Source organism: Hymenobacter qilianensis (assembly GCF_014638675.1).
GTDB classification, from domain to species: Bacteria; Bacteroidota; Bacteroidia; order Cytophagales; family Hymenobacteraceae; genus Hymenobacter; species Hymenobacter qilianensis.
In genome coordinates this window covers 397,933-423,005 of record NZ_BMFN01000003.1, presented here as the reverse complement: position 1 = coordinate 423,005, position 25,073 = coordinate 397,933, and the positions used below count along the sequence as shown (strand labels likewise).

General features: G+C 54.2%; 22 protein-coding genes and 1 tRNA gene. 6 read left to right on the top strand and 17 right to left on the bottom strand.

Annotated elements, in window-relative coordinates; genetic code table 11:
• Positions 1 to 527 precede the first annotated feature (527 nt).
• Positions 528 to 601, bottom strand: a tRNA-Asp gene (locus IEW06_RS16340).
• A 278-nt stretch (positions 602 to 879) separates the two neighbouring features.
• Between IEW06_RS16340 and IEW06_RS16335 the strand changes: the two genes are divergently transcribed.
• From IEW06_RS16335 to IEW06_RS16315, 5 genes are all read left to right on the top strand, one after another.
• Complete coding sequence (locus IEW06_RS16335; protein ID WP_187731756.1) at positions 880 to 1,827, top strand: acetyl-CoA carboxylase carboxyltransferase subunit alpha; 948 nt, start codon at positions 880 to 882, stop codon at positions 1,825 to 1,827.
• A gap of 69 nt (positions 1,828 to 1,896) precedes the next feature.
• Positions 1,897 to 2,739, top strand: a complete 843-nt coding sequence (locus IEW06_RS16330; RefSeq protein WP_187731757.1) for an MBL fold metallo-hydrolase — start codon at positions 1,897 to 1,899, stop codon at positions 2,737 to 2,739.
• Between the two features lie 15 nt (positions 2,740 to 2,754).
• On the top strand, positions 2,755 to 3,516 hold the full coding sequence (locus IEW06_RS16325; RefSeq protein ID WP_187731758.1) for a patatin-like phospholipase family protein: 762 nt from the start codon (positions 2,755 to 2,757) through the stop codon (positions 3,514 to 3,516).
• 75 nt (positions 3,517 to 3,591) lie between these two features.
• Positions 3,592 to 4,167 carry a 1-acyl-sn-glycerol-3-phosphate acyltransferase gene (locus IEW06_RS16320; protein ID WP_187309265.1) on the top strand — a complete coding sequence of 192 codons (576 nt, stop codon included), beginning with the start codon at positions 3,592 to 3,594 and terminating at the stop codon, positions 4,165 to 4,167.
• Between the two features lie 71 nt (positions 4,168 to 4,238).
• Positions 4,239 to 4,790, top strand: coding sequence for a hypothetical protein (locus tag IEW06_RS16315; protein WP_187731759.1), 552 nt, complete (start codon positions 4,239 to 4,241; stop codon positions 4,788 to 4,790).
• Positions 4,791 to 5,077: 287 nt separating this feature from the next.
• On the opposite strand, the gene IEW06_RS16310 is transcribed toward IEW06_RS16315, so the two are convergent.
• From IEW06_RS16310 to pckA, 4 genes are all read right to left on the bottom strand, one after another.
• On the bottom strand, positions 5,078 to 5,737 hold the full coding sequence (locus IEW06_RS16310; protein WP_187731760.1) for a DUF4159 domain-containing protein: 660 nt from the start codon (positions 5,735 to 5,737) through the stop codon (positions 5,078 to 5,080).
• An 89-nt stretch (positions 5,738 to 5,826) separates the two neighbouring features.
• On the bottom strand, positions 5,827 to 6,567 hold the full coding sequence (locus IEW06_RS16305; protein ID WP_188548597.1) for a 16S rRNA (uracil(1498)-N(3))-methyltransferase: 741 nt from the start codon (positions 6,565 to 6,567) through the stop codon (positions 5,827 to 5,829).
• 127 nt (positions 6,568 to 6,694) lie between these two features.
• A complete protein-coding gene (locus IEW06_RS16300; RefSeq protein ID WP_187731761.1) occupies positions 6,695 to 7,480 on the bottom strand; it encodes a S1/P1 nuclease in 786 nt (261 codons plus the stop codon).
• A 119-nt stretch (positions 7,481 to 7,599) separates the two neighbouring features.
• Complete coding sequence (gene pckA, locus IEW06_RS16295; protein WP_188548596.1) at positions 7,600 to 9,222, bottom strand: phosphoenolpyruvate carboxykinase (ATP); 1,623 nt, start codon at positions 9,220 to 9,222, stop codon at positions 7,600 to 7,602.
• Positions 9,223 to 9,472: 250 nt separating this feature from the next.
• Between pckA and IEW06_RS16290 the strand changes: the two genes are divergently transcribed.
• A complete protein-coding gene (locus IEW06_RS16290; protein WP_187731762.1) occupies positions 9,473 to 10,903 on the top strand; it encodes a peptide MFS transporter in 1,431 nt (476 codons plus the stop codon).
• Positions 10,904 to 11,665: 762 nt separating this feature from the next.
• Here IEW06_RS16290 and groL read toward each other — a convergent pair.
• The 12 genes from groL to IEW06_RS16230 all read right to left on the bottom strand — a co-directional run bounded on the left by groL (position 11,666) and on the right by IEW06_RS16230 (position 25,024).
• On the bottom strand, positions 11,666 to 13,309 hold the full coding sequence (gene groL / locus IEW06_RS16285) for a chaperonin GroEL (RefSeq protein ID WP_187731763.1): 1,644 nt from the start codon (positions 13,307 to 13,309) through the stop codon (positions 11,666 to 11,668).
• 44 nt (positions 13,310 to 13,353) lie between these two features.
• Positions 13,354 to 13,644, bottom strand: coding sequence for a co-chaperone GroES (groES, locus tag IEW06_RS16280; protein WP_166072468.1), 291 nt, complete (start codon positions 13,642 to 13,644; stop codon positions 13,354 to 13,356).
• A 246-nt stretch (positions 13,645 to 13,890) separates the two neighbouring features.
• Positions 13,891 to 14,340, bottom strand: coding sequence for a preprotein translocase subunit SecG (secG, locus tag IEW06_RS16275; protein ID WP_187731764.1), 450 nt, complete (start codon positions 14,338 to 14,340; stop codon positions 13,891 to 13,893).
• Positions 14,341 to 15,813 (bottom strand): DUF8458 domain-containing protein, encoded by a 1,473-nt coding sequence (locus tag IEW06_RS16270; protein ID WP_188548595.1) that lies wholly within the window; start codon positions 15,811 to 15,813, stop codon positions 14,341 to 14,343.
• Positions 15,814 to 15,983: 170 nt separating this feature from the next.
• The gene (locus IEW06_RS16265) at positions 15,984 to 16,493 is read right to left on the bottom strand and encodes an LptE family protein (RefSeq protein ID WP_223284498.1); all 510 of its coding nucleotides are present in this window, start codon (positions 16,491 to 16,493) and stop codon (positions 15,984 to 15,986) included.
• A gap of 4 nt (positions 16,494 to 16,497) precedes the next feature.
• Complete coding sequence (locus IEW06_RS16260; protein WP_188548594.1) at positions 16,498 to 17,832, bottom strand: sigma-54 interaction domain-containing protein; 1,335 nt, start codon at positions 17,830 to 17,832, stop codon at positions 16,498 to 16,500.
• A gap of 95 nt (positions 17,833 to 17,927) precedes the next feature.
• Entirely contained in the window at positions 17,928 to 19,376 is a 1,449-nt protein-coding gene (miaB, locus tag IEW06_RS16255; RefSeq protein ID WP_187731767.1) for a tRNA (N6-isopentenyl adenosine(37)-C2)-methylthiotransferase MiaB, read from the bottom strand.
• Positions 19,377 to 19,527: 151 nt separating this feature from the next.
• The gene (locus tag IEW06_RS16250) at positions 19,528 to 20,802 is read right to left on the bottom strand and encodes an anthranilate synthase component I family protein (protein ID WP_229743149.1); all 1,275 of its coding nucleotides are present in this window, start codon (positions 20,800 to 20,802) and stop codon (positions 19,528 to 19,530) included.
• Between the two features lie 34 nt (positions 20,803 to 20,836).
• Entirely contained in the window at positions 20,837 to 22,297 is a 1,461-nt protein-coding gene (locus IEW06_RS16245) for a tetratricopeptide repeat protein (RefSeq protein ID WP_188548593.1), read from the bottom strand.
• Between the two features lie 137 nt (positions 22,298 to 22,434).
• Positions 22,435 to 23,184, bottom strand: coding sequence for a zinc ribbon domain-containing protein (locus IEW06_RS16240; RefSeq protein WP_084447055.1), 750 nt, complete (start codon positions 23,182 to 23,184; stop codon positions 22,435 to 22,437).
• A complete protein-coding gene (locus IEW06_RS16235) occupies positions 23,174 to 24,274 on the bottom strand; it encodes a Nif3-like dinuclear metal center hexameric protein (protein ID WP_187731773.1) in 1,101 nt (366 codons plus the stop codon). The genes IEW06_RS16240 and IEW06_RS16235 overlap by 11 nt, the downstream gene beginning before the upstream one ends.
• A gap of 72 nt (positions 24,275 to 24,346) precedes the next feature.
• Positions 24,347 to 25,024 (bottom strand): uracil-DNA glycosylase family protein, encoded by a 678-nt coding sequence (locus IEW06_RS16230; protein ID WP_187731774.1) that lies wholly within the window; start codon positions 25,022 to 25,024, stop codon positions 24,347 to 24,349.
• Between the last annotated feature and the right edge of the window lie 49 nt (positions 25,025 to 25,073).

Below are 25,073 nucleotides of genomic sequence, written 5' to 3'. Positions count from 1 at the left end.
TAGGGTATGCCTATATCCAGCGTTATCATTTTTGGACTCCAGTGGCCTAGATTGCTGTAGTAGCCTACGCAGTGATTCCACCTCTATTCTAGCGCAGGTCACTTTCTCGAGTCTGCAGCCAAACACTACAACTACGTGAAGGCCGTTAAGGTCTTAGGGACCAGCACGCTGACCAATTTGGGCATGAACTCTCTAAAAGCGGTTTCTACGGGCCCTTAAGGTTTTGGGGCAGCGACTATTATAGTCAGACCCTAAATTCAGCTAGTATAGAAGAATGAGGTAACTATAACAAGCAGCGGTTGTGGGCAACGTGCAGCTTTCAGTAGTTGTATACGAGGCTCAAACCCGATCCTTACCATTCAAAATTGCCGGCCGATTCTGGTAGACCAGCGTGAGGCGTGAGCTAGTTAAGCTGGCCTAGCGGGGCCCGTAACCTATTTTGGCAGGTTGGTCTGCCACTGAAATTGCCACTGAAAAAATAAAAAGGCTATTTCCGATAAGGAAATAGCCTTTTTGATAAGCGTAAGCGGTCCGGACGGGACTCGAACCCGCGACCTCCGCCGTGACAGGGCGGCATTCTAACCAACTGAACTACCGAACCAATTACTTCGTGGGTGAACCGTTTGTTTTCCCTTAAAGTGCTGCAAAGGTAGGAGCAGGATTGAGACTGCACAACATAGGGGGCTTTTTTTCTGTAAAAAAAAGCCATTCTGTACGGTTGTAGCTGTTTTTCAGCGACATTGTTTTTTCTAAACCCAATTCAGAGCCGCTGATATAGCGGGTGGAGCGGTTTCGATTACCTTTGCCAACTCTGGCTTGAGGCATCTTTGTCTGATCTCAATCCCTTTTTTCGTTATCTGACGCCTATTTTACTCGGCAATGCTCCTCGATTTCGAACAACCCATAGCCGCCCTCGAAGGTAAACTCCGCGAAATGCAGCAGCTGGCGCTTGATAGCCAGGTAGATGTGTCGGAGGCCGTTGCGGCGCTGGAGGCCAAAATAAAGGCCCTCAAAAAAGAAACCTACGCCAACCTCACCCGCTGGCAGCGTGTACAGCTCTCTCGTCACCCCGACCGCCCCTATACCCTCGACTATATCGACGGTATGGCCAGCAAGTTTATTGAACTGCACGGCGACCGCACCGTAGCCGACGATAAGGCTATGGTAGGCGGTTTTGCCGACCTGGATGGCCGCTCGGTGATGTTTATTGGCCAGCAGAAGGGCCGCAATACCAAGCAGCGGCAGTTTCGGAACTTTGGCATGCCCAACCCCGAAGGTTACCGCAAGGCTTTGCGCCTGATGAAGCTGGCCGAGAAGTTTAACAAGCCTATCGTCACGCTCATCGATACACCCGGCGCATTTCCGGGGCTAGAGGCTGAGGAGCGGGGGCAGGGGGAGGCCATTGCCCGCAACCTGAAGGAAATGTTTCTGCTGAAGGTGCCTGTTATCTGCGTCATCATCGGCGAGGGGGCTTCGGGCGGGGCGCTTGGTATTGCCATCGGTGACCGGGTGCTGATGTTGGAAAACACCTGGTACTCAGTTATTTCTCCCGAATCGTGCTCCAGTATACTGTGGCGTAGCTGGGATTATAAGGAGCAGGCCGCTGAAGCCCTGAAGCTCACGGCTACGGATATGATGCAGGCCAAACTAGTGGATGGTATTGTGAAAGAGCCGCTGGGTGGTGCTCACACCAACGTGCCCAAAATGATTGATACGCTAAAGAAGACGCTGATCAAAACGCTGGATGAGCTGAGTGCGATGCCAACGGAAGAGCGCATTAGCCAGCGCATTGATAAGTTTTCGGCCATGGGCGTCGTGGCTGAATAGGGTAAGTCATGTTGCCTAGAAGTGGCTTTTTGGTGTGCCTAACTAGTGTACTAGTGTACTGCGTAGCGTATGAACCTCTATACTATTGATACCGGCCTGTTTAAGCTTGACGGCGGCGCTATGTTTGGCGTCGTGCCCAAAAGCATGTGGCAAAAGCTGAATCCGCCCGACGCCAACAACATGTGCACCTGGGCCATGCGCAGCTTGCTGATTGAGGATGGCAACCGCCTCATTCTCATCGACAATGGTATGGGCAACAAGCAGGATGAGAAGTTTAGGTCGCATTTTTACCCACATGGCGATGATACGCTAGAGAACTCACTGCGTCAGCGGGGTTTCACGTCCGCCGATATTACCGACGTATTTCTGACCCACTTGCACTTCGACCACTGTGGAGGCTCGGTGGTGCGCACGCCGGGGGGCAAATTGGAGGTGGCTTTCCCGAATGCTACCTATTGGTCGAACGAGGCGCACTGGAACTGGGCCGTGACGCCGAATGCGCGGGAAAAAGCCAGCTTTTTAAGGGAGAATATTCTGCCGATTCAGGAAAGCGGGCACTTGCAGTTTCTTGCGCCGGGCGCGGCTTCAGAGTTGCCGCAGTTTCGGGAAATCATCTTCGCCGACGGCCACACGGAAAAGATGATGGTGCCGGTGCTAGAGTACAAAGGCCGTACGCTGGCGTTTATGGCCGATTTGCTGCCTTCCGCAGGACATATTCCGTTGCCGTACGTGATGGGATATGATGTACGCCCACTGGAGACATTGAGCGAAAAAGAAGCCGTGTTAAACCGGGCTGCAGCCGAAAACTGGGTGCTTCTGCTGCAACACGACCCCACCAGTGCGGCCTGCACCGTGCAGGCCACCGATAGAGGGGTGCGCCTGGCGGAAACGCTACGCCTGGAAGATCTTTAACCGCTGCCATACCAGATGCGGGAAATAGGGGTAGCGTTATCAGGAGGTGGGGCGCGGGGTATTGCGCATCTGGGCGTGCTGGCGGCGCTGGACGAGCTGGAAATTCCGATCGGGCGCCTGGTAGGCGTTAGCTCAGGGGCAATTGTGGGGGCCTTTTATGCCGCTGGTTTCAAACCGGCTGAGGTGTTGCGCCTGTTCACGGCCATGCCAATTACCCGCTTGCTGCGCCCGGCATTTAGTCGGCATGGGCTGCTGAACCTGGATGCTGTAAAACAACTGCTGGAAGAGCACTTGGGGGGCAATTTTACCTTCGCCGATTTGCAGCGCCCGCTCACGCTGGTGGCTACTGATCTGGTGGAAGGCGTGTCGGTGTACTTTTCGGAGGGGCCGCTGTTGCCGGCCTTGCTGGGGTCGTCGGCGGTGCCGGTGCTTTATCGTCCAGTGGAGTATCAGGGGCGGCAACTGGTAGATGGTGGCTTGCTGAATAATCTGCCCGTAGAGCCGCTGCTAAATCAGGATGTCATCGTGGTGGGCGTGCACTGCAACCCCGTAAATCCGGCGGCGCGTATCACTACGTTTCGGAGTCTGGTGGAGCGCACATTGCTGCTGGGCATTAATGCCAATACGCCCGCCCGCCGCCTGCATTGCGACTTGCTTATTGAGCCGCCCGAGCTGCGCAACTTCCGCACGCTCAGTTACCGCAGGGCCACCGAACTCTACGATATCGGCTACCGCTACACAATGAGTATGGCGCCGCAGCTGCGCGCCCTGCAATAGCTAGCGCGTTGCTCAAAAATTACCTAGTTTTAACCCTGGGGGGCTTTTTCTCGTTGGTCACCCAAAAAATTCCTTATGCCAAGAGCCTCTACTACGCCTTTCTTCTGGTATTACTTCTCTAAATTCTGGTTTTGGATAACCGGCTGGAAACTGGTTTCGCGGGTGCCGCCGGGCATTACCAAGGCCATGATGATTGCGGCCCCGCACACCAGCAACTGGGATATTCTCTACGCCCGCGCCTCTTTTTTTCTGATGAATGTGCCCGTGCGCTTCACCGTCAAGAAGGAGTGGGTTGATAATCCCTTTGTCGGCTGGCTGATGCGCTCCCTGGGTGCGCTGCCCGTTGACCGCAGCCGCAACAACAGCCTCGTGGATGGCATGATAAAGCTGTTCAATGAGCGCGACGAGCTGGTGATTCTTATCACGCCGGAGGGCACGCGCCAGTATCAGCCCAAGTGGCGCAAGGGCTTTTATTTCGCGGCCGAGGGGGCTAACGTACCGATTCTGCTGGGCTTTTTGGACTATAAGAACAAAGAATCCGGCGTAGGCGGACCCATTTATCCCACGGGGAATTACGAAGCCGACTTAGAGCAGATTCAAGCATTTTATCGGACAAAAACCGGTAAATTTCCGGAGAAGGGCGTTCGCTAACAGGGGCTTCCCTTGCTCTTTACAAATAATAATACGACCAGCTTTTCCACTATTTACGCACCTGCCTCACTATGGAAAAGATTCAAACCTTACTCATCATCCTGTTGGGCTTAGGCGTTTTTGTGTGGCGCATGGTGCAGAAAGCCCGCGAAATGGCGGCCCGCGAATCGCGCGAGCGGCCCGCGCTGCCGAAGGCTCCTGGTTTGCCTCCTACCTCGTTTCAGGATTTGCTGGAGCAGATGAAGTCGCAGAACAAAGCCGGCAATCAACCGCAGCCTGCCACCAGCCAGCCCACCACGCCGGCTGGTCGGCCACTGCCCCGCGAGCAGGCGGCACCCGTGGCGCGCAGCCTAGAGCGCACGGAGGTTGACCCCCGATCCTTGGAAACCATGCCGACTGCACGCTCACTGGAGACCCCCACGCGGACGCCGCGACTGGCAGCCAGCATGCCCCGCACCACGGCCTTACCCACTCGCGAAGATTACTGGACCCGCCAAGCGTCGCACAGCACCGACGAAGCCCGTCAGGATGCTCGCCGCCGCGTGCAGGCCATGTTGCGCAGCCCCGCTGATTTGCGCGCAGCTTTTGTTCTCAGCGAAATTCTTAAGCCGAAATACGAGTAGCGGATACCGCGCTTGTCAGCATTTGGGGGGCTTTTATAATATATGGGCCAGCCCCCAGCAGACCGTCATGCAGAGCACCGCGAAGCATCTCGCTCGCGGTCGTTGCAAGATTAAGCATGACGTTCTTCTTGGTTGAGTTTAGTAACCCAACTAAACACGCGAGATGCTTCGCGGTGCTCTGCATGACCGCCTTTTCAGAACGGCTGCCATTAATATAGTGATGACTACGAGCAAGATGCTTCGCTGCCGCTTGATGCAGTAATGCTCTGGATGAGGTGATACTTAGTTTAGTCCTGCGTTAGTGCGTAAGCCACAAGGTTGGCACCCATGCGTAGGGCCGTTTCGTGGGTGGCTGGCGGATCGTCGTAGGTGCCTACATCTTCCCAGCCGTTGCCCAGGTCGCATTCAAAGGTATAGAAGCAGACCAGCCGACCTTTGTAAAGCAGGCCAAAGCCTTGAGGGCGTTTGCCTTCGTGCTCGTGCACTTTCGGCAGGCCTTTCGGGAAGTCGAACTTTTGGTGGTAGATGGGGTGGGAGAAAGGCAACTCCACAAATTCCAGCTCCGGAAACACCTTCTTCATTTCGGGGCGGATAAACTTGTCGAGGCCGTAGTTATCATCAATGTGCAGAAAGCCGCCGCCGGTAAGGTAGCGCCGCAGGTTTTTAGCCTCTGCGTCGGTAAAAACGACGTTTCCGTGGCCCGTCATGTGGATGAAGGGGTAGGTGAACAGCTCGGGGTTGTCCAGCTCCACGGTGGCTTCGTCGGGCGCGATGTTGGTTTTAAGCGTCTGATTACAAAACTGAATCAGATTGGGCAAGCTCGTTTTGTTGGCGTACCAGTCGCCGCCGCCGCCGTAGTGCAGCTTGGCAATGCGGAAGCTGGGCGCTACAGGCGCAGCGGCCGTTGTCAGGAGAAAAGTAACCGCTAAAAGAAGGTGCTTAAGCATAAGGTGACAAGATTTCTTACCAGGGTAACGCGGAAGCAAACAGCGGTCGTTCAATGAAGCGGCAGCTTGTTAGGATACGTAGCCTGAATTTACCGCTTATTAGTCTGACTGACGTTCGCGGCTGCGTAAAATTCATGTGCGATATGTACCGTATGGGCAGCCGCCAGCGCCGCCGTTTCGGTGCGTAGGCGCGACTCGCCCAATGTCACGGGCCGAATGCCGCGCTCTAGCGCCAGATTTATCTCAGCCGGCGTAAAGTCGCCTTCGGGCCCGATGAGGACGCAGCAATTTGCCCCCCGCGCCGCTACCTGCGACAAAGCCGTCCGCTCGCCTTCGGCCAGGTGCGCAATAAAGCTGGTGGCCGGCTCTAGCGTAGGAATAAAAGCGGCGTAATCCGTGAGCTCATCCAACTGCGGCAGCCACGTCTGCCCCGACTGCTTCAGGGCGCTGATGGCGATTTTCTCCAGTCGATCCAGCTTCAGTTCGCGGCGTTCGGAGCGGGCGCAGCGCAGGAAAGTGAGGCGGTCGAGGCCAACCTCGGTGGCTTTCTCCACCAGCCACTCCATACGGTCGAGGTTTTTGGTGGGCGCGACGGCTACGTGCACTGAGTAGGCGCGGCGCGGCACGCGCTGCTCATTGGTTATGCGCAGCAGGCAGCGTTTGGGGTTCGCATCGGCTACTTCGGCCTGAAAAAGGCCCCCCACGCCATCCAACAGTTCCACAGCGTCGCCCGGAGTAAGGCGCAGCACACGAACGGCGTGCTTGCTTTCATCTTCGGGCAGCAGATAAGTTGCCGAGGTCAGGTTGGGGGCATAAAAGGTGTGCGGCATGCGGCAAAGATAGGTTTACCCGCAAGGAAAAACCCCACCGACCTAAGGCCAGTAGGGTTTCGGAATAGTAGACGCAATTGGATATCAGGCTTTACTTTTCAGCAAAGCGCATACTACATAGCCGCTCTTAGCTGAATGCCTTATTAAGCATACCAGCCAGCCGCACACCAGCTTCGGTGATGCGCTGCTGCATGAGGTCGGCGTGGGCGGGGTAGTAGCGATAGTCAACGTCGGCGTTGTTGGGCGTGTCCTGATAGATCTGGTTACTAGCCTGATACGATTCCCAGAGCCATTGCTCCGGTGCCGCTGCCTGCATCTTACGAATTGCCCGGCCCCGCAACTTGGAGTTGTAGGCAGTAGCCATTTCGGTGTAAGTAAGACCCTGATAATCAAGTAGGCCGCTATCCCAAAGGCTATGCAAATTCGTGTCTTTGCCCCGATACTTTACCTTGATGTCATTGCCGCCTTTGTCCTCGGCGTGGCCCGCATGCAGCGGCTGATGCACATCGCCCACCAGATGCACGACATACTTAAGAGCGGCTACCCGTTCGGCTTGCGGCTTGCTCTCATCCTTCAGAATAGCCAGCTGAGCAAGCATGGCGCTGTAAGCGTTCGGAACGGTTTGGGCCTTGAGCTGCTGTATGTACTGCTCCTGATTGAGGCCGCTGGGCGTGTTTACGTAGTGCCAGGGCGCGGTTTCCTTGAACTCGGGGTAGTAGCGCACTTCGTCGGGCCAGGTACTCACCATGGTCAGCGTTTCTGTATTTAGCAGCTTTTGAATTTCGCGCTTGGCACGGCGGGAAAGGTGTTGTTCGGCAATTTTGCCCACGGCCCGGTGCCCATCGGCGCCCCAGGCCCACAGGCTGAGCGGAGTGAGCAAAAGCAGGAGCAACGGGAGAAGACGCTTACACATGATGCTAAGAATAGGAGGTGTGAATTAAAAAGTAAAGCTAGCAGATTTGGAGCGAATGTGACAAAAAAGCCCCCCAGACAATAGCTGGGGGGCTTTTTTGCAAACCAAATGGCGCGGCTTTATACGCTGGCTTCCACGGCTACCTTGGGAGCCCCAGCCAGAATTTCCTCGTTGGCGAAATCGGCATACTTCTTAAAGTTGCTTACAAACTTCTCGGCCAAAGAGGCAGCGGTTTTATCGTACGCCTCCTTGTCAGCCCATGTGTTGCGTGGGTCCAGAATCTCGGCTGGCACATTGGCTACGGAAGCGGGCACTTCCACCCCGAAGATGGGGTGTTTGGTAAACTCCACGTGGTTCAGGTCGCCGTTGAGCGCGGCCGTAATCATCGCGCGGGTGTAGCTCAGCTTCATGCGCGAGCCGGTACCGTAGCTGCCGCCGGTCCAGCCGGTATTGACCAGCCACACATTCACGTCGGGGTGCTCATCCATTTTCTGACCCAGCATCTCGGCGTACTTCGTGGGGTGAAGGGGCAGGAAAACGGCACCAAAGCAAGCCGAAAACGTGGTCTGAGGCTCGGTAATGCCCATTTCGGTGCCGGCTACCTTGGCCGTGTAGCCCGACATGAAGTGGTACATGGCGTGGCTCTTATCCAGCTTGCTGATGGGGGGCAAAACCCCGAACGCATCGGCCGTCAGGAAGAAAATGTTCTTGGGAGAATCGGCTACCGACGGCTCAATGGCGTTGTCGATGAAGTTGATTGGATAAGCCGTGCGGGTGTTTTCCGTTACCGACTTATTAGCGTAATCCACGGTGTGGGTGCCGGGAACAAAGCGCGTATTCTCCACGATAGCGCCGAACCGGATAGCATCCCAGATCTGAGGCTCTTTCTCGCGGCTCAGGTCGATGACTTTCGCGTAGCAGCCGCCTTCAAAGTTGAAGATGCCCTCATCGGGAGTCCAGCCGTGCTCATCATCGCCGATAAGGCCGCGGTTCGGGTCAGCGGAAAGGGTGGTTTTGCCCGTGCCCGAAAGGCCGAAGAAAATGGCAGCGTCGCCATCCTTGCCCACGTTAGCGGAGCAGTGCATGGGCAGCGTGTTCTTTTCGTGGGGCAGCAGGTAATTGAGTACGCCAAAAATGCCCTTCTTCATCTCGCCAGCGTAGCCCGTGCCGCCGATGAGAATCATCTTCTTAGTGAAGTTCAGAATGGCAAAGTTGGGCTGACGGGTACCATCTACCGCAGGGTCGGCCTCGAAGCCGGGGGCGCAGATGATGCTGAAGTCGGGCGTCCAGGTGGTGTCCTCGCCTTCGGATGGGCGCAGGAACATGTTATAACAGAATAAGTTGTGCCAGGCCAGCTCGTTTACTACGCGCAGATTCAGGCGGTAATCAGGGTTGGCGCCAGCATAAGCCTCGCGCACATAAATTTCTTTATCGGCCAGGTACTGCACCATCTTCTCCTGAAGCTGGTCGAACTTATCGGCATCGAAGGGAATATTGATGTCGCCCCACCACACGCTATCCTGCGTGTTCGCGTCCTTTACTACGAAGCGGTCCTTGGGCGAGCGGCCGGTGAAGTTGCCGGTATCGGCCATGAGCGCGCCAGTGTCGGTGAGGGTGCCTTCGCCGCGGCGAAGGGCTTCTTCCACTAGTTCGGCGGGGGTAAGGTTCAGGTGTACCTGGGCCGCCTGGGTAAATCCTAGGGGCTGGAGGCGATGAAGAGCTTGGGTGGCAGTGTCCATCATAAGCCAATAAACAATAAATAGGGTGGGTGGGAAATGGGAATTCTTAAAACAAAAGTAGTCAAAAAACCGAGCCTGCCACGGCTGTGCTGCGGTTTGATCCGGCCTTAGCGAAAATTCGCTATCCTATTATTTAGCTAATACCAGCTTGGGGGGTAAAAGTTGGCAGTTGCGAAACTTTTGTAGCTTTACAAACCCCCGATCGCTGTTTCGGATCGGTTTCTCTTCCACCTCCATCTTTACCTTCTCTTACATGCAATCAGCCTCCGTCGTGCCCGATCAGCCACCGGTTGCCGCGCAGCAAGGACATCCCAAGGCACTGTATCTGCTCTTCTTTACTGAACTGTGGGAACGGTTTAGTTACTATGGTATGCGGGGCTTGCTTACACTTTACCTGACCAAGACTATCCTGGCTGGTGGTTTGGAAGTGCCCGCCGCAACTGCCACCCTTATATACGGGTACTTCACTGGTTTCGTGTATTTTACTCCCATCATTGGGGGCTGGATTGCCGACCGTTTTATCGGGCAGCGCCGCGCAATTCTTATCGGCGGTACCCTGATGGCCCTGGGGCAGTTTTCTTTGTTTTCCACTACTCCCGGTAGCCCGGCTGTGGCCTTTGGCCTGCCGCTGACTACGTGCCTGGGCTTGCTGCTGCTCATCATTGGCAACGGCTTCTTTAAACCCAATATCTCCACGCTGGTAGGGCAGCTCTATGAGCAGGGCGACCCGCGCCGCGACTCGGCGTTCACCATCTTTTACATGGGAATCAACATCGGTGCCTTCCTGGCGCCGCTGGTGTGCGGTTATTTTGCCGAAGACTTATTCGCTACCAAAACCGTCGTTGATGGTGTGGAGCAGGTAAGCAATTACGGTTTCCGCTATGGCTTCCTGGCCGCTGGTCTGGGTATGGTGCTGGGTCAGATTATCTTCAACCTGTTTGCCCCCCGCTTGCTTGGCCCGATTGGCTTGGCTCCGGTGAAGGTGGTAAAGGACAAGAACGCGCCAAAAGAAACCCTGTCGAAAGAGGAGACCGACCGCATGGCGGTGATTTTCATTATCACGCTGTTCGTGGTGTTCTTCTGGGCGGGCTTCGAGCAGGCCGGTAGCTCCCTAACCTTGTACACCGATAGCTATATCGACCGCGAAGTATTTGGCTACCTGATTCCTACGTCCTGGTTCCAATCGGTAAACCCGCTGTTCATTGTGGCGTTGGCCCCTATTGTGGCTAGCATCTGGCTGAGCCTGGGCCGCAAGGGCAAGGACCTGAGCATCCCCGTGAAAATGGGTTTAGGCATGGTGCTGCTGGGTATGGGCTTCCTGTTTATGGTGGGCGCCGTAATGGAGCGCGGCGGCGACGTGAGCGATACAACGGTGAAAGCCAGTATCCTCTGGTTGCTTGCTACTTACTTCTTCCATACGATCGGCGAGTTATGCTTATCGCCAATCGGCCTTTCCATGGTAACGCGCTTGGCCCCAATCAGCTATACCTCCGCGCTCATGGGCGTATGGTTCCTGGCTCCCTTCGTTGCGCAGATTGCCGGTGGCTACATTGCTGCTTACGTGGAAGAACTCGGTGCTTTGAAGGTATTCGGTCTCATCGCCGGCTTCGTTATTCTGGCTGGTTTGATTCTGATTGCCATTGCCAAGAAGCTGTTCCACATGATGCATGGTCGCGGAAACTAACTTATTGTATATAAAAAAGCCCCCCAGACTAACCTCTGGGGGGCTTTTTTATGTTGTAAAAGTGCATTTGCTTAATATTCCTTATTGAGTGCTTCTTAGTAGATACGTCCGGAGCCGAATTCGTAGCACAGTTGCTCAAGGACAGTAGTTACCTAGCCGAGCGACTGTGGGACACTTGAAGCCGAATCATCATTAAGTAGACTTCTCTGTAATCAATGAATCATGCGAATGTTTTTAATAAACATTGTTTTAATAATTAGTAGTAGTGCAATTGCTGCTTGGCTACGCATGTTTGACCAAAGACTTTTCTTACAGTCTTGGTCTAATTTGATTGGGGAATCCATTAAGCTATGGGTTGCAGGATTTTTAATAAGTCCTTTATCTGAGTTGTTTAACTTATGGCCTATTTATGTGATTTATAGTGCATCTTATTTTTTGATAATAAATAAGATGCACAATGGAAAACCCACGATACGGCAAGCAATCATGTTAGGAGTATTATTAAGCTCAGCTATGTATATTGCTATAAATACCCTAAGCCATCAATGGATTATGCATGACTATAATCACCATTTTAAGCTCTTTATTATTTATTCGTTTTCTGCTCTGATATATGGACTTTTGTATTACTACTTGTTAACAAAAAGAACTTATATAGATAGCGCAGTTCAAAATCAACTATAAGTAAAAAAGCCCCCCAGAACATATCTGGGGGGCTTTCTACATATTATGCGAACAGCTTAGTTAGCTGCGCGGCTGATATTACATCATGCCGCCCATGCCACCCATGCCGCCCATGCCGCCGGCACCGCCAGCAGAAGCTTTCTCATCTTCTGGCTCATCCGAGATAACACACTCAGTGGTCAGGAGCAGGCCGGCGATAGACGCAGCATTCTCCAGAGCTAAGCGGGTTACTTTGGTTGGATCGAGGATACCAGCAGCCATCAGGTTCTCATAGCGGTCTTCGCGGGCGTTGTAGCCGTAGTCGCCGGATCCCTCACGCACCTTCTGTACTACTACCGAGCCTTCGCCACCGGCGTTGCCTACGATGCAGCGCAGCGGAGCTTCCAGCGCCGTGCGGATGATGTTTACACCGGTACGCTCGTCGCCGTTTAGCGTGTCAACAGCAGCCAGCGATTCGATAGCGCGCACCAAAGCAACGCCACCGCCAGGTACTACACCTTCTTCAACAGCCGCACGAGTTGCGTGCAAAGCATCGTCAACGCGGTCTTTCTTCTCCTTCATCTCTACTTCCGTAGAAGCACCGATGTAAAGGATAGCTACACCACCTGACAACTTAGCCAAACGCTCCTGCAGCTTCTCCTTGTCGTAGTCCGACGTAGTAGTCTGAATCTGAGCTTTGATTTCGTTGATGCGGGCCGTGATAGTAGCCTTCTCACCTTTACCATTGACGATGGTCGTGTTGTCCTTGTCAATGATGATTTTCTCAGCAGTACCTAAGTACTCAATCGTAGCGCTGTCGAGCTTGTAGCCGCGCTCTTCCGAAATCACGGTACCACCAGTCAGCACCGCAATGTCTTCCAGCATCGCCTTACGACGGTCGCCGAAGCCGGGAGCCTTTACGGCTGCAATCTTCAACGAACCACGCAGCTTGTTAACTACCAGCGTAGCCAAAGCCTCGCCATCAACATCTTCGGAGATGATAACCAGCGGCTTACCAGTCTGTACTACCTGCTCCAGTACGGGCAGGAGCTCCTTCATGGTGCTCACTTTCTTGTCATAGATCAGGACGTAGGGGTTCTCCAGCTCCACTTCCATCTTCTCCGGATTGGTCACGAAGTAAGGGGAGAGGTAACCACGGTCGAACTGCATGCCTTCAACCGTTTTTACTTCGGTTTCCGTGCCGCGCGCTTCTTCCACGGTGATAACGCCTTCTTTGCCCACTTTGTCCATGGCATCGGCAATCATCTGACCAATTTCCGAGTCGTTGTTGGCTGAAATAGTGCCTACCTGGGCAATCTCCGAAGAGTTTTCAATCTTCTTCGACTGCGACTTCAGGTTAGCAACTACAGCGTGTACCGCCTTGTCGATGCCGCGCTTCAGGTCCATGGGGTTAGCACCAGCAGCTACGTTCTTCGAACCAGCCGTGTAGATAGCCTGAGCCAATACGGTAGCGGTAGTGGTACCGTCACCAGCCTGGTCAGCGGTCTTGGAAGCAACTTCTTTTACCAGCTGAGCACCCATGTTTTCAACGGGGTCAGTCAGCTCAATTTCCTTGGCTACAGTTACACCGTCTTTAGTGATGGTGGGTGCGCCGAATTTCTTGTCGATAACCACGTTGCGACCCTTAGGACCGAGGGTTACTTTCACGGCGTTAGCCAGCTTATCTACACCGCGCTTTAGCTTGTCGCGGCCGTCGGTATCGAATTGGATGTTCTTAGCCATCTTATTTTAAATAGAGAAGTAATTCAGGAAAAGAAAAGGAAACCCTACAGAACGGCGAAAATGTCAGACTCACGCATGATGAGGTAATCTTCCCCATCCACGGTGATCTCAGTGCCGGCGTACTTACCATAGAGTACCTGGTCGCCCACTTTTACCTGGGGGGCAATGAGAGTACCACTGTCGGCTACTTTGCCTTCGCCTATGGCCACTACTTCGCCGCGCTGGGGCTTTTCCTTGGCCGTATCGGGGATGATGATGCCCGACTTGGTTTTCTCCTCGGCGGCGGCTGGCGCGATAATTACGCGGTCGGCCAGCGGTTTCATGCTAAGTGACATATTGTACGTTTTGGTTGAAAGATATTGAGTGAATAAACCCGTGCGCCGTTCCCGACACTTCTTATGCCAGCCCACCCAAACCTGACATAATGGTCGTGAATGTGAACTTTTTTGTGCCCTATACTAAGACTTAGCTGCCAAACATGTCAGATTCAGACAGACCTGACACGTAGAGTAAGGCACAAAAAAACGATGGCTTCCAAGCAGGAAACCATCGTTTTTTATTGTAAGCAAGATCAATGAAGTTTACTCGTTGTCGGTTGTTGGCGCTGCGGCCGGAGCCGGAGTTGTGGCGGGCTGTTGATCTGCGGCAGATGCTGCCCGCTCATTAGGAGTGGCCGTACCGGAAGCTGCTGGAGCAGTAGCGCCAGGAACTGTAGCACCAGGGGCAGTAGGAGCCGGAGTGGCAGGAAGCTGCGTTTGAAGCGCACGCTCCTGGTTGATGCTGCGGGCCGGACCATCCGTACCGCCGCCAATAATCATGTGGGTACCCAGTGTAAGCACCATCAATCCTAAAGCAAAACCCCAGGTCAGGCGCTCTAATAGGTCGCCGGTACGCTTTACACCCATAAGGTTAGCAGCACCGCCCGAACCGAACTGATTCGACAGTCCACCGCCCTTTGGGTTTTGGGCCAATACAACGAGGGCTAGGAGCAAGCAAACGAAAATAATCAGGGCAATCAGGGCAATATACATCTACTCGAAGGTTTGCAATTGTTGAATTTGGTCGGCAAAATACGCCTTTTTTTCCGGCTGACGCACTATCAGCCGTTCATATATTTCGATAGCCTTACCAATTTTGCCCTGCCGGGCCAGAATCCGCGCCAGACTTTCGGAAGCCAGACTAGGCTCTGCCAGCGTACTGCGCACCGATAAATCAGCTTGAGCTTCAGTAGTGGGCGGCAATGGTAAAGGGGCTCTGAAGCGGGGCTTGCTGCGCAAAAACTTGTCAATCAAATCAATGCTGGTTGGCACGGGCGGCGGCACGGGCTGGTGCTGCTTTAAGTGCTGAAGCAGCAGGGCATCGGGCTCAAAAAAAGCGCTGGGGGGCAAATCCAGACTGTATTCGTCGTGGGCTTGCAGACAGAAGCCCAGCCGGCTACCTAAGCCCGGCGCGTAGCCAACTTCTTCGTCAGCCCAAAAAGGAGGAATGACAGCGGTTTGCTTGGCTGCTTTCTCGACCTCGAATAAATTATATGTCGGAACGGGCAGGGTTTGGGCCAGGCCAAACTCGAAACGGGAGGAACCAACTTCCGCCGGAGGGCGGATGGGTGGGGGTGACAGTGGCAATTCCTCCTCGGTAAACTCCGGCTCTACCTCTAGCTCAGGAGCAACGACCGACTCTTCCCTTTCGCCTGTCGGAATGAACGGCTGCTCAATAGGCTGCTCTAAAGTAAGTTCTGGCGCCGCTGCGTCAGATTCTTCTGTTGAGGCCGCTATATCAGCTTCAACCTTAACACTCTCCTCTACAGGCTCTTCCTCTGCTGGTAAGTCTGCATTTATGATAGCCTCATCAGAGTCCAAAAGCTCTTCGGGCAATTGTGCATCGACTTCATGTAACGGCGTCTCTAATTCGTTAGCTGCCTCTACACTTGCGTGCGCCCGAGTTTCCGGGGTATCGTTAAGCAATGCAGCTTCTGAGGCCGAAGGCTCTGCCGGTGCCTCCTCTGCTATGGCTAAATCTGCTTCTAATTCAGTAGTAGTGGAGGAAGTATCCTGGACATCAGTCTCTCCCGTGTCATAAGCGCCATCAAGCGGCTGATTATTCGGTGAGTCGGTTTCTGGGCTGGTGATATAGTCAGCAGCTTGTAATAATTCTGGTTCAGCAGTAATAATATCAACCGAAGGAGGTACAGCGAGTGCAAGTTGAGCAGTGGCTACGGCTTCTGCTTGCTCTTCCTTGGAAGGCGTAAATGCTTCGGCAAGCGTCTGCGGCGCAGGCAGCTCAATGAGCGCGCGCAGCTGCTCCCGGTCTACCGCGTAGGTGGCGGCGCGGCGCAGTCGCTGGGCTGCCAGCATGCTGCCCCGATCATGAGCAGCTTTAGCCAGCAGCAAATGAGCGGTCTGGCAGTACGGAAAAGTAGCCGCCAACTGCTCCAATTCCTGAACTTCCGTCTCCGAAATGCCCCCCAAATTGTCCAGAATATGCAGCAGCGAGGCGCGGGTCATGATATGCGGTACTAATTATAAGGTGGCTGAGAACTGATGTTCAGCTTAAAAATGGCGGCAAATACGAAAAGAACCTAGCGGCGCCAGCGTTTTTCGAGCCGACAACAATACGGCAATTTATTCACTAAACAGGCGCAGCAGTAAAGCTAGCAAGCCCGACACTAGAGTAATTACCAGTTGGCTACCGACTTATTAAAAACGTCGGTGATGATGTTGTTGGTGATGACGCGGACGCGCGGGTCGTTATTGATGGTCGTGATGTCCTCCGTAGCCGAGAAGCTGTCGCTGCTTTGGAAGGTCTGCTCCAGGTCCTGCAATGGGTCTTTCGTATTCACAAACTTCACCTGCACCTGAATAGTCAGCCGGTTTTGGCCAGCCTGATCGACATTTCCTTCGCGCTGAATGGCCGCCGGCGCGAAATCATACGCCGTGATGGCACCTTCAAATTGTAAGTCGCCATCGCGGGGCACGAGCTTGAGTGTGGTGTTGCGCTGGAAATAGTCTTTGAAATCCTCCGTAAAGCGCTGAGCCAGAAAGGATGGGCCGTTGCTGGCGTTGTTCTGAAACGTGGCTATGGAGATGGTTTTTACTGCGGGGTCGATGTTGGTGCCCGTAAAGGAATACACGCTGCACCCGGCCAGCAGAAACAGAAAAAAGCCCCCCAGTAACCAGCTAGTCAATCGGTTAGAGTTGCTCCAGATCATATTGCTTGAGTTTGCGGTACAGGGTACGCTCCGAAATGCCCAGGTCGTGAGCGGCGTACTTACGCTTGTTATGGTGCTTTTTGAGCGCCTTCATAATCATTTCCTTCTCCTTCGCTTCCAGCGACAACGTTTCCTCTTCCGTTTCGTGCGGAATATCTTCTACCCGCTGAGCTTCATCGTCGTAAGTCAATTCCTCGTCGCTGTCGTTCAACTCATTAACGGGGCGCGGCGTAATAAAGTACTCCCCAGCAGCTTCGGTAGGCGCAGGACGATTCAGACGGCCACCTTCGTAGGAGGAAGCAACGTTCAGGTTATTGAAAAGATGACTGTTTTGCCGTAAGAGTTCCTGCGCCTCGGCGGGGCGCTGCCCGGCAGCCAGATCCAGAACCAGCTTCTTCAGGTCGGTCATGTCGCGGCGCATATCAAACAGCACCTTGTAGAGCAGGTCGCGCTCCGAGTACGTATTGTTTGCACCTGCGCCATCAGGGTTTGCGGCGCTAAGCAACATAGGCAAGCGGCTGCTCTGATCGGCTGGCAGATACTGGCGCAGACGGGCGGCATCCAGCTCGCGCTCCATTTCCAGCACCGACATCTGCTCGGCAATATTCTTTAGCTGCCGGATGTTGCCCGGAAACCGAAAGCGCTGCAATTCAGCAACTGCATCGGGGGTAAGGCTAATTGGCTTTACGCGGTAACGTTCAGCAAAATCGGTTGCGAACTTTCTGAATAGTAAGTAAATATCGTCTCCGCGTTCACGTAACGGTGGAACTGTGATAGGTACTGTGTTGAGCCGATAGTAAAGGTCTTCACGGAAGCGGCCTTCGCGCACGGCATCCAGCAGATTTACATTGCTAGCCGCCACTACACGCACATCCGTCTTCTGCACTTTGCTGGCGCCCACCCGGATAAACTCACCGTTTTCGAGCACGCGCAACAAGCGGGCCTGCGTTCCAAGCGGCATTTCCCCGATTTCGTCTAGGAACATAGTGCCCCCATTCGTTACCTCAAAGTAACCCTTGCGTGCCTCATTGGCCCCCGTAAATGAGCCTTTCTCATGCCCAAACAACTCAGAGTCAATGGTTCCTTCAGGAATTGCACCGCAGTTGATGGCGATAAACTGCCCGTGCTTGCGGGGCGAGAGGGCATGAATAATCTTGGAGAAAGATTCCTTACCTGAGCCGCTTTCCCCCGAAATAAGCACGGTCATGTCGGTGGGCGCCACTTGAGCGGCCACTTGGATGGCATAGTTCAGCGCCGGCGCGTTGCCGATGATGCCAAACCGTTGTTTGATTGATTGTATTTCGCTAGGAGTCAAAGTCAGTAGGTGGGTTTCGTAAGAAAGACGAAAAGCAGCTGCGTTTACTTTAGTTACTGGGTAGCCGCCTGCTTACATAAGAGTAGATGACACTCTTAAATTGCGTTGCCGAATAGCGTACTGGCTGTGCAGTCATGCACCAGCACGTTCACATAATCGCCTTTCTGGAAGGTTTGTTTTGGAAAGAGAACCACTTTGTTCTGGTCATTGCGGCCACTCAGAAACTCATCAGAGCGCTTGGAAAAGCCTTCGACTAAGACCTTGTGTACCTGTCCGATGGCGCGCTGGTTGCGGATGAGATTGTGCTTTTGCTGCACGGCAATCACTTCGGCTAAGCGGCGCTTCTTTACTTCCAGGGGTACATCATCTTCCAACTTACGAGCGGCCAGGGTGCCGGGGCGCTCCGAGTAGAAGAACATATAAGCCATATCGTACTGCACCTGCTCCATGAGGCTCAACGTATCCTGGTGCTCCTCCTCGGTTTCGGAGCAGAAGCCCGAAATCATGTCGGTGCTGATGGCGCAGTCGTCGCCCAAGATGCGGCGGATGGCCTGCACCCGATCCTCGTACCAGGCGCGGTCGTATGTACGGTTCATCAGCTTGAGCACCCGCGAGTTACCGCTTTGGGCGGGCAAGTGAATGTAGTTGCAAATGTTGTCGTAGCGAGCCATAGTGTGCAGCACCTCGTCGGTAATATCCTTGGGGTGAGACGTGGAAAAGCGCACGCGCAACTCGGGGCTGAGCAACGCCACGCGCTCCAATAGTTGGGCAAAATTTACCTGCTCCAAGCCATCTTCCGAAGCCCATTTATAGCTGTCCACATTTTGGCCTAGCATGGTAACTTCCTTGTAGCCAGCAGCTATCAAGTCGCGGCACTCCTGGACAATGCTGTGCGCATCGCGGCTACGCTCGCGGCCACGGGTGAAGGGCACCACGCAGAAGGAGCACATGTTGTCGCAGCCGCGCATGATGCTTACGAAGGCTGATACGCCATTGGAATTAAGGCGAACCGGTGTGATATCAGCGTAAGTTTCCTCCCTAGAGAGCAACACGTTCACCGCTTTTTGCCCCCCATCCACTTCCTGAATCAGGCGAGGAAGGTCGCGGTAAGCGTCGGGTCCAACTACGAGATCAACAATCTTTTCTTCTTCTAAAAACTTGGTTTTCAAGCGCTCAGCCATGCAGCCGAGTACACCGACCAACAGGCCGGGATTGCGCTTTTTATGCCCGTTAATCTGGGAAAGCCGCATGCGTACTGTTTGCTCAGCTTTTTCACGAATGGAACAGGTATTAAGCAGTACCAAATCGGCGCCTTCCAACTGTTCAGTAGTATCAAAGCCTTCCTGAAACAGGATAGAGGACACTATTTCGGAGTCAGAAAAATTCATCTGACAACCATAGCTTTCAATATAAAGCTTGCGCTGCCGGCCGGTGCTGGTAGCGGCGCTAACCCGCACCTCGCCGCTTGGGGTATGTGCGTGATCAGCAGGGGCGGTGGGGGCCGGAGTATCTAGAAAATCGAGAGTAAGAATGGGCTGCGACATAGCGGTCAAACACGAATAAGGAGGGCAAAGGTAGGCTTTTTAGGGTAAAAATGACAGAATGGCAGAGGTAAGGATAGGTAAGATTTGGGCACTTTCAGATAAGATTGTTTGCGTAAAAACGAGCTGTTGTGCCTTCTTGTGCGTCTGGCCGTCAAACAACCGTAGCGCCCAAAACCTCCAACATTGCCTTGGCCTTTAGCAAGCACTCATCATATTCTTGCTCCGGTACTGAGTCGTAGGTGATGGCAGAGCCAACCTGAAAGGAGAGGTAACCAGTAGCGGCGTTGAATTGCAGACTGCGGATGACCACGTTAAAATCGAAGTCGCCGGAGGGCCAGATGACGCCGAGGCTTCCGCTGTATAGGCCCCGGCCGCTATGCTCATACTGCTCAATGAGTTGCATCGCCCTAATCTTGGGTGCGCCCGTCATGGAGCCCATCGGAAAGGTCGCGCGCAGCGTATCCACCAGGTCACAATCGGGGCGGCGCTGTGCCTGTACAGTTGAGACCATCTGCCAGACGTGGCGAAAGCTGTAGAGGCCAAACAGCTCGGGCACCTGCACTGAGCCAGTCACGGCCACGCGGGCAAGGTCGTTGCGTACTAAGTCCACAATCATCAGATTTTCAGCCTGTTCCTTTTCGTTGTGGCGTAGCTGATGGCGCAGTTCCTCGTCCTGCTCCGGGGTGAGGCCACGACGAATGGTGCCTTTAATCGGCTGAGAAATAAGAACATCGTGTTGCTGGCGCAGAAATCGCTCGGGCGACGCGCAGAGTAAGTACTGATCCTGCCATTTATAGAATCCGGCGAAGGGGGTAGGCGATGCGGAATTAAGCTGCAAGAAGGTTTGAACGGGCTCAATCGTGACGTGTTCAGCATAAAACTCCTGACACAGATTTAGCTCGTAAACCTCACCATTCAGAATATCTTCCCGGATAGATTCAACAGCGGCGAGGTAAGCGGCTTTGGGCATTCGGGCGCGCATCTGGGGCACCGAAGCTGCCGCATTTGATGGTACGGAAGCCGCTAAAATCTCATCTAAAATTCCCCCCGGACCGTGTATTTCTATTGAATCTGTATGCCAGATCAACCGGATTTCTGGCTCAAAAAAATGAATATCCGGAAAAGATAACCCGCTGGAATGTTCGCTGTTGAGGGCTTCTATTTGATTCTTAAGTTCATAGCTAAGAATGCCGCAGCGAGGCGCTTGGGTAGGCTGTTGCAGCCAGAGTCGCAGCTCACTTAAAGCAGCGGGTGCTTGCACAGGTGTGTTGCTCACTGCCAGCAGCCGAGAAAAAGCCCCCCGCGGATACGGCAGATCGTTGGGCTCGTAGTAGGCACAATACTGAAAACGGGCAGCCCAATGCAAGGCATTCGCCCGAAACTCGGCGGGCGCGATAGGTAAGCTGGACAGCGGAACGACTAACACGGGGCGAAGGTAATGGTCGGGAAAGCTTCTGTTATTAGTCAAGCTCGGCCAGCGCCACTTTTGCCTTCATATCTGTGCTGTTTTTGTACTCGTGCTTGGGATACTGAAGCGCCTGCCGAAAGTATTTCCGGGCAAGTTCCATTTGGCCCGCTGATTGGTGCAGATAGCCTAGCTGCAAGGCGGCCTGGGGGGCAAAGTAATAAGGTGCCTGTCCTTTAGAAAGCGCGATGGTGCGAGCGTAGAAGTAGCGAGCCGAATCGAGCCTGTCGAGGCCATGATAGGCGCGGGCGCGGCGGTAAGGCGCTTCTAATTGGTCTCGCAGGGTCGTTTTGCTGGTCGTGGAGAATGTTTTCAGCGTTGAGAGAGCCTCTTGGTAGTAGCCGCCGTCGAGTTGGAGGCGGGCGCGGGTCAGAATGGGATGCAGGGGGCTTTTTTCCTCAACAAAGCGCTGAGCATACGTGTCTTCCTCTACGATGGTGCGGCCTCCGGCGGCAATCTGCTGGCGGTAATAGTCAGCAGCCGAGAGTTTGCCCCCCAGCCAGGCCGCCAGATAAAGCTTGAAAGCAGCGGCCTTGCGGTAGTGCTGCCCCCGGTAGAGTTGTAGAAACCTCAGATTTTCGCGCTCCGAAGCCGCAAACTGACCTTGGTACAGCAGCAAGTCAGCGGCCATATGATGGAGATAGGCTACGGGCAAATAGCTGGAGCCAGTAGGGCGGGTCCGGAAAGCCGCCAGCGCATGGTCGGTGCGATGCAGCTTCTTGTTCTGGCTGATAACCAGGAAATTAACCAACAGATTGTCTGGCTGTTGGGCGGCCAAACGAGTAACCAGCTGCGTCGTTTCGTTGCTGCGCCGATAGTATGTTTCTTCAACCAACGCCAGAATAAGCTGACTTTCCAATTGAAAATCGTGAGGACGCTGGGCGGCAGCGCGTAAGTGCTGCAAGCCAGATTCTACGCTGCCACTTAAGCCCAGCAGTCGCAGAAACCAACGATACCCTTCTGGCAGTGAACCGATAGCAAATTCCAGCATCCCCAGCGACTTGCGGGCGGGTAGAAAGCCGGGGTAGCGTTTCGAAACTCCCTGCATCTGCTGATACGCCTGCCGCAGATTCCAGGCTCCTTGGACTTCATGTTCGAAAACCACCTGTAGCACTGCCTGATGAAGCCGAAGCTGGGCGCTTGAATAGTCGCGCAGTGGGCTCTGGGGGGCTTTTTCTAACGTTTCCAGACGCTTATTCTGCGCTTCCAACACAGTCGAATAGAGCTTCGCATCCTGGCTGATCAAAATTTCCACCATCTCCAGGCAATCCGCTACCAGCACAGTGCCGACGTTGGTTGGATCTTCGGTGCGCAGCAGGGCGCGGGCAGCGGGCACGCGCAGTTTTATTACTTCAGCGTAAGCACGGGCTTGCGAAGGGGTAAGGGCAGAAGATACAGGCAGCGTGGCGGATTGTAAAGGCTCGCTAAAGCAGGCGCAAAGGGTAGCAACGAACATCAGCAAGACCAAGACTAGCCGCTGTGCTCCTCTGCGTAACCAAATATGCTTTTCGGCCGAAAATCTCATCTGCATTTAAACAAGAAAAGGAACGACGCCGGGCCGTTCCTTTTCCACAATCAGTGCTTTACTTAAAGTTATGCAGCTTTCAAGTCTACATCAGCCAAAACCCGTCCGCAGTGCTCGCACACGATGATCTTCTTGTGTGAGATGATATCGGCCTGGCGCTGTGGAGGTACTGTATTAAAGCAGCCACCGCAGGCATCGCGCTTCACCGTCACCACGGCCAGGCCGTTGCGTACGTTGCCGCGGATACGCGTGTAAGCCATGAGCAAACGCTCCTCGATTGGCTTCACTGCGCCGTCGCGCTCCGTCATGAGCTTTTTCTCGTCGGCTTCGCTTTCACCCACAATGGTTTGCAGCTCGCCCTGCTTGTTTGTGAGGTCTTTACGACGCTCATCGAGGCGCTGCTTGGTGCCGGCGATGTCGTTGTTCTTTTGCTCAATCTGGTACTGAGCTTCTTTTATTTTCTTCTCCGAAATCTGGATTTCCAGGCGCTGCAACTCGATTTCCTTGGCAATTGCCTCGTACTCACGGTTGTTGCGCACGTTTTGCTGCTGCTCCTCATACTTGCGAATAAGACCTTCAGCGTCTTTAGCGGCCTGCTTGCGCTGCTTGATCTGGTCATTAAGTCCCGAGATTTCCTCGTCGAACTTACCTACCCGCACTTCATAGCCGATAATCTCATCTTCTAAGTCACGGACTTCCTCGGGTAAGTCGCCGCGCACGCGCCGAATTTCATCGAGCTGCGAATCAATGCGCTGTAGGTTCAAAAGGGCCTCCAGCTTGTTGGCAACGGGGGTTTCCGCGGTAGGGTTAGAAGTCATAACGGACGGGGTTGGTGAGGGTCTCTGCGATTAAGACCGCAAAAGTACTCGAAAACGTTGAGGTTAGCAATTCCTGAAACAGCTCACTGGTGAATTGTTCGCTCTCAAAATGACCCACGTCGCAGAGCAGTAAATCGCCTTCCGGGCCAAAAAACTCGTGGTACTTTAAGTCGCCGGTCACGTAGGCGTCGGCGCCGGCCGCACGGGCTTTGTTTAAAAGGAAACTGCCCGCGCCCCCGCACAAAGCCACACGGCGGATGGGTTGGTCATACTCGGTGTGCTTCACGACGGGCACGCCCAGAATAGCGCGTAGCTGCTGCCGAAAAGCTGCCGGCGTTAGCTCCTGCGGCAATTCGCCAATCATGCCAGCGCCTACCTCCTGGTTTTCGTTTTCGAGCTTCACGATTTCATAGGCAACTTCCTCGTACGGGTGAGCCTGCTGCAGCGCCCGTAGCACTGGCTTCTGCCGGTGCAGGGGCAAAAGTACTTCCACACGCTGCTCGGCAGTGGTTTCGGGCTGGCCCGGTTTCCCCTGAAAAGGCTGAGTAGCAGAACCGGGCGTGAACGTGCCCACGCCATCGGAGCGAAAGCTACAGTCAGAATACTCACCAATTTGACCAGCTCCGGCCTGGTAAAGAGTCTGCAAAACCGCGTCGGTGTGCGTTGGCGGAACGTAGGTAATCAGCTTGGCCAGATTGCCGCTTGTGGGGGCCAAAATGCGTAGGTTCTGCAAGCCAAGCTTCTCACCAAGCTTGCGATTTACGCCGTGGCGCACGTTATCGAGATTGGTGTGAGCGGCGTAAATGGCGATGTCATTTTTCAGCGCCTTTAATAAAGTGCGCTCCACTTCGGTAGCGCCGGTCAGACTTTTTAGGGGGCGAAAAATGACGGGATGGTGAGCCACGACTACGTTGCAGCCTCGGCTCAGAGCCTCGTCGAGGACGGCGGGAGTGCAGTCGAGCGCAATCAGGACGCCGGTTATTTCCGCTTGAGAATCACCACATTGCAGACCGGCATTGTCATACGATTCCTGGTAGGCGAGGGGCGCCGCCGTTTCGAGGGCGCGGGCAAGGTCAGCGACGGTAGGCATTTTTTAAGGAAAAGGTAAAGAAGGGCGAAGAACGGACAAACAAAAAAAGAATGTCATGCTAAGCTTTATTTACTAGTTGGTTACATCCGTAAGCACATCCACGTAGCGCGCTATATGCGCGGACAAATCGCGCCGCTTGTATTGCATCAGATAGCGTGGATGGTCCAGAATATGAATCTGGTCAAACAGCTGAAGCTCCTTGTTCCACCGCGTGAAATATTCTCCGTTGCGGCGTCCCAGACAGATGGCAGCGTCGCGGCGCAGACCTACTTCGTGTACCTGTAGCTGCAAAGAAAGGCGGATGGCCGGATTCAGCGCGGCGGTCAGGGCAGGCGAGTCGTAATAGTTGTAGTTGCGGCCCTCGCGCAAAAGTACCAAGGGGTAGAGCGAGCCCAGATAAAAGCTGTCGAAGAAAACCGTCGGGCCGCCTAAAGCCCTGATTACTTCATGTATAAACTGACTTGATGGCTCGCGCTGCTGGGGCAGCTCATTCGGGATTCCGCAGGCGGTCAGGGCTACAGGATCGGTGAAAGCTACGCCGGTGCGGCCATTGCCCAGCCGGCCCGGATTAATGCCTAGCAGCGCCACCCGAGAACGATTGTCGGCGTAGTAGCGGCTGGCAAACTGCGTGAGCAGCGTCTGGGGAGCCTCCTCCTGGTAAGGGCTGAAAGCCAGCACGTTGTCGGGCAGTGAGGTAGGCAGGGGAAAGCTGGTCAGAAAGTGCAGAAGGCGGGCGCCGAAGGTGGACATAGTAGCAGGACAGTTAGCTGTGCATACGTATGACTTGCCTGAAACAGTA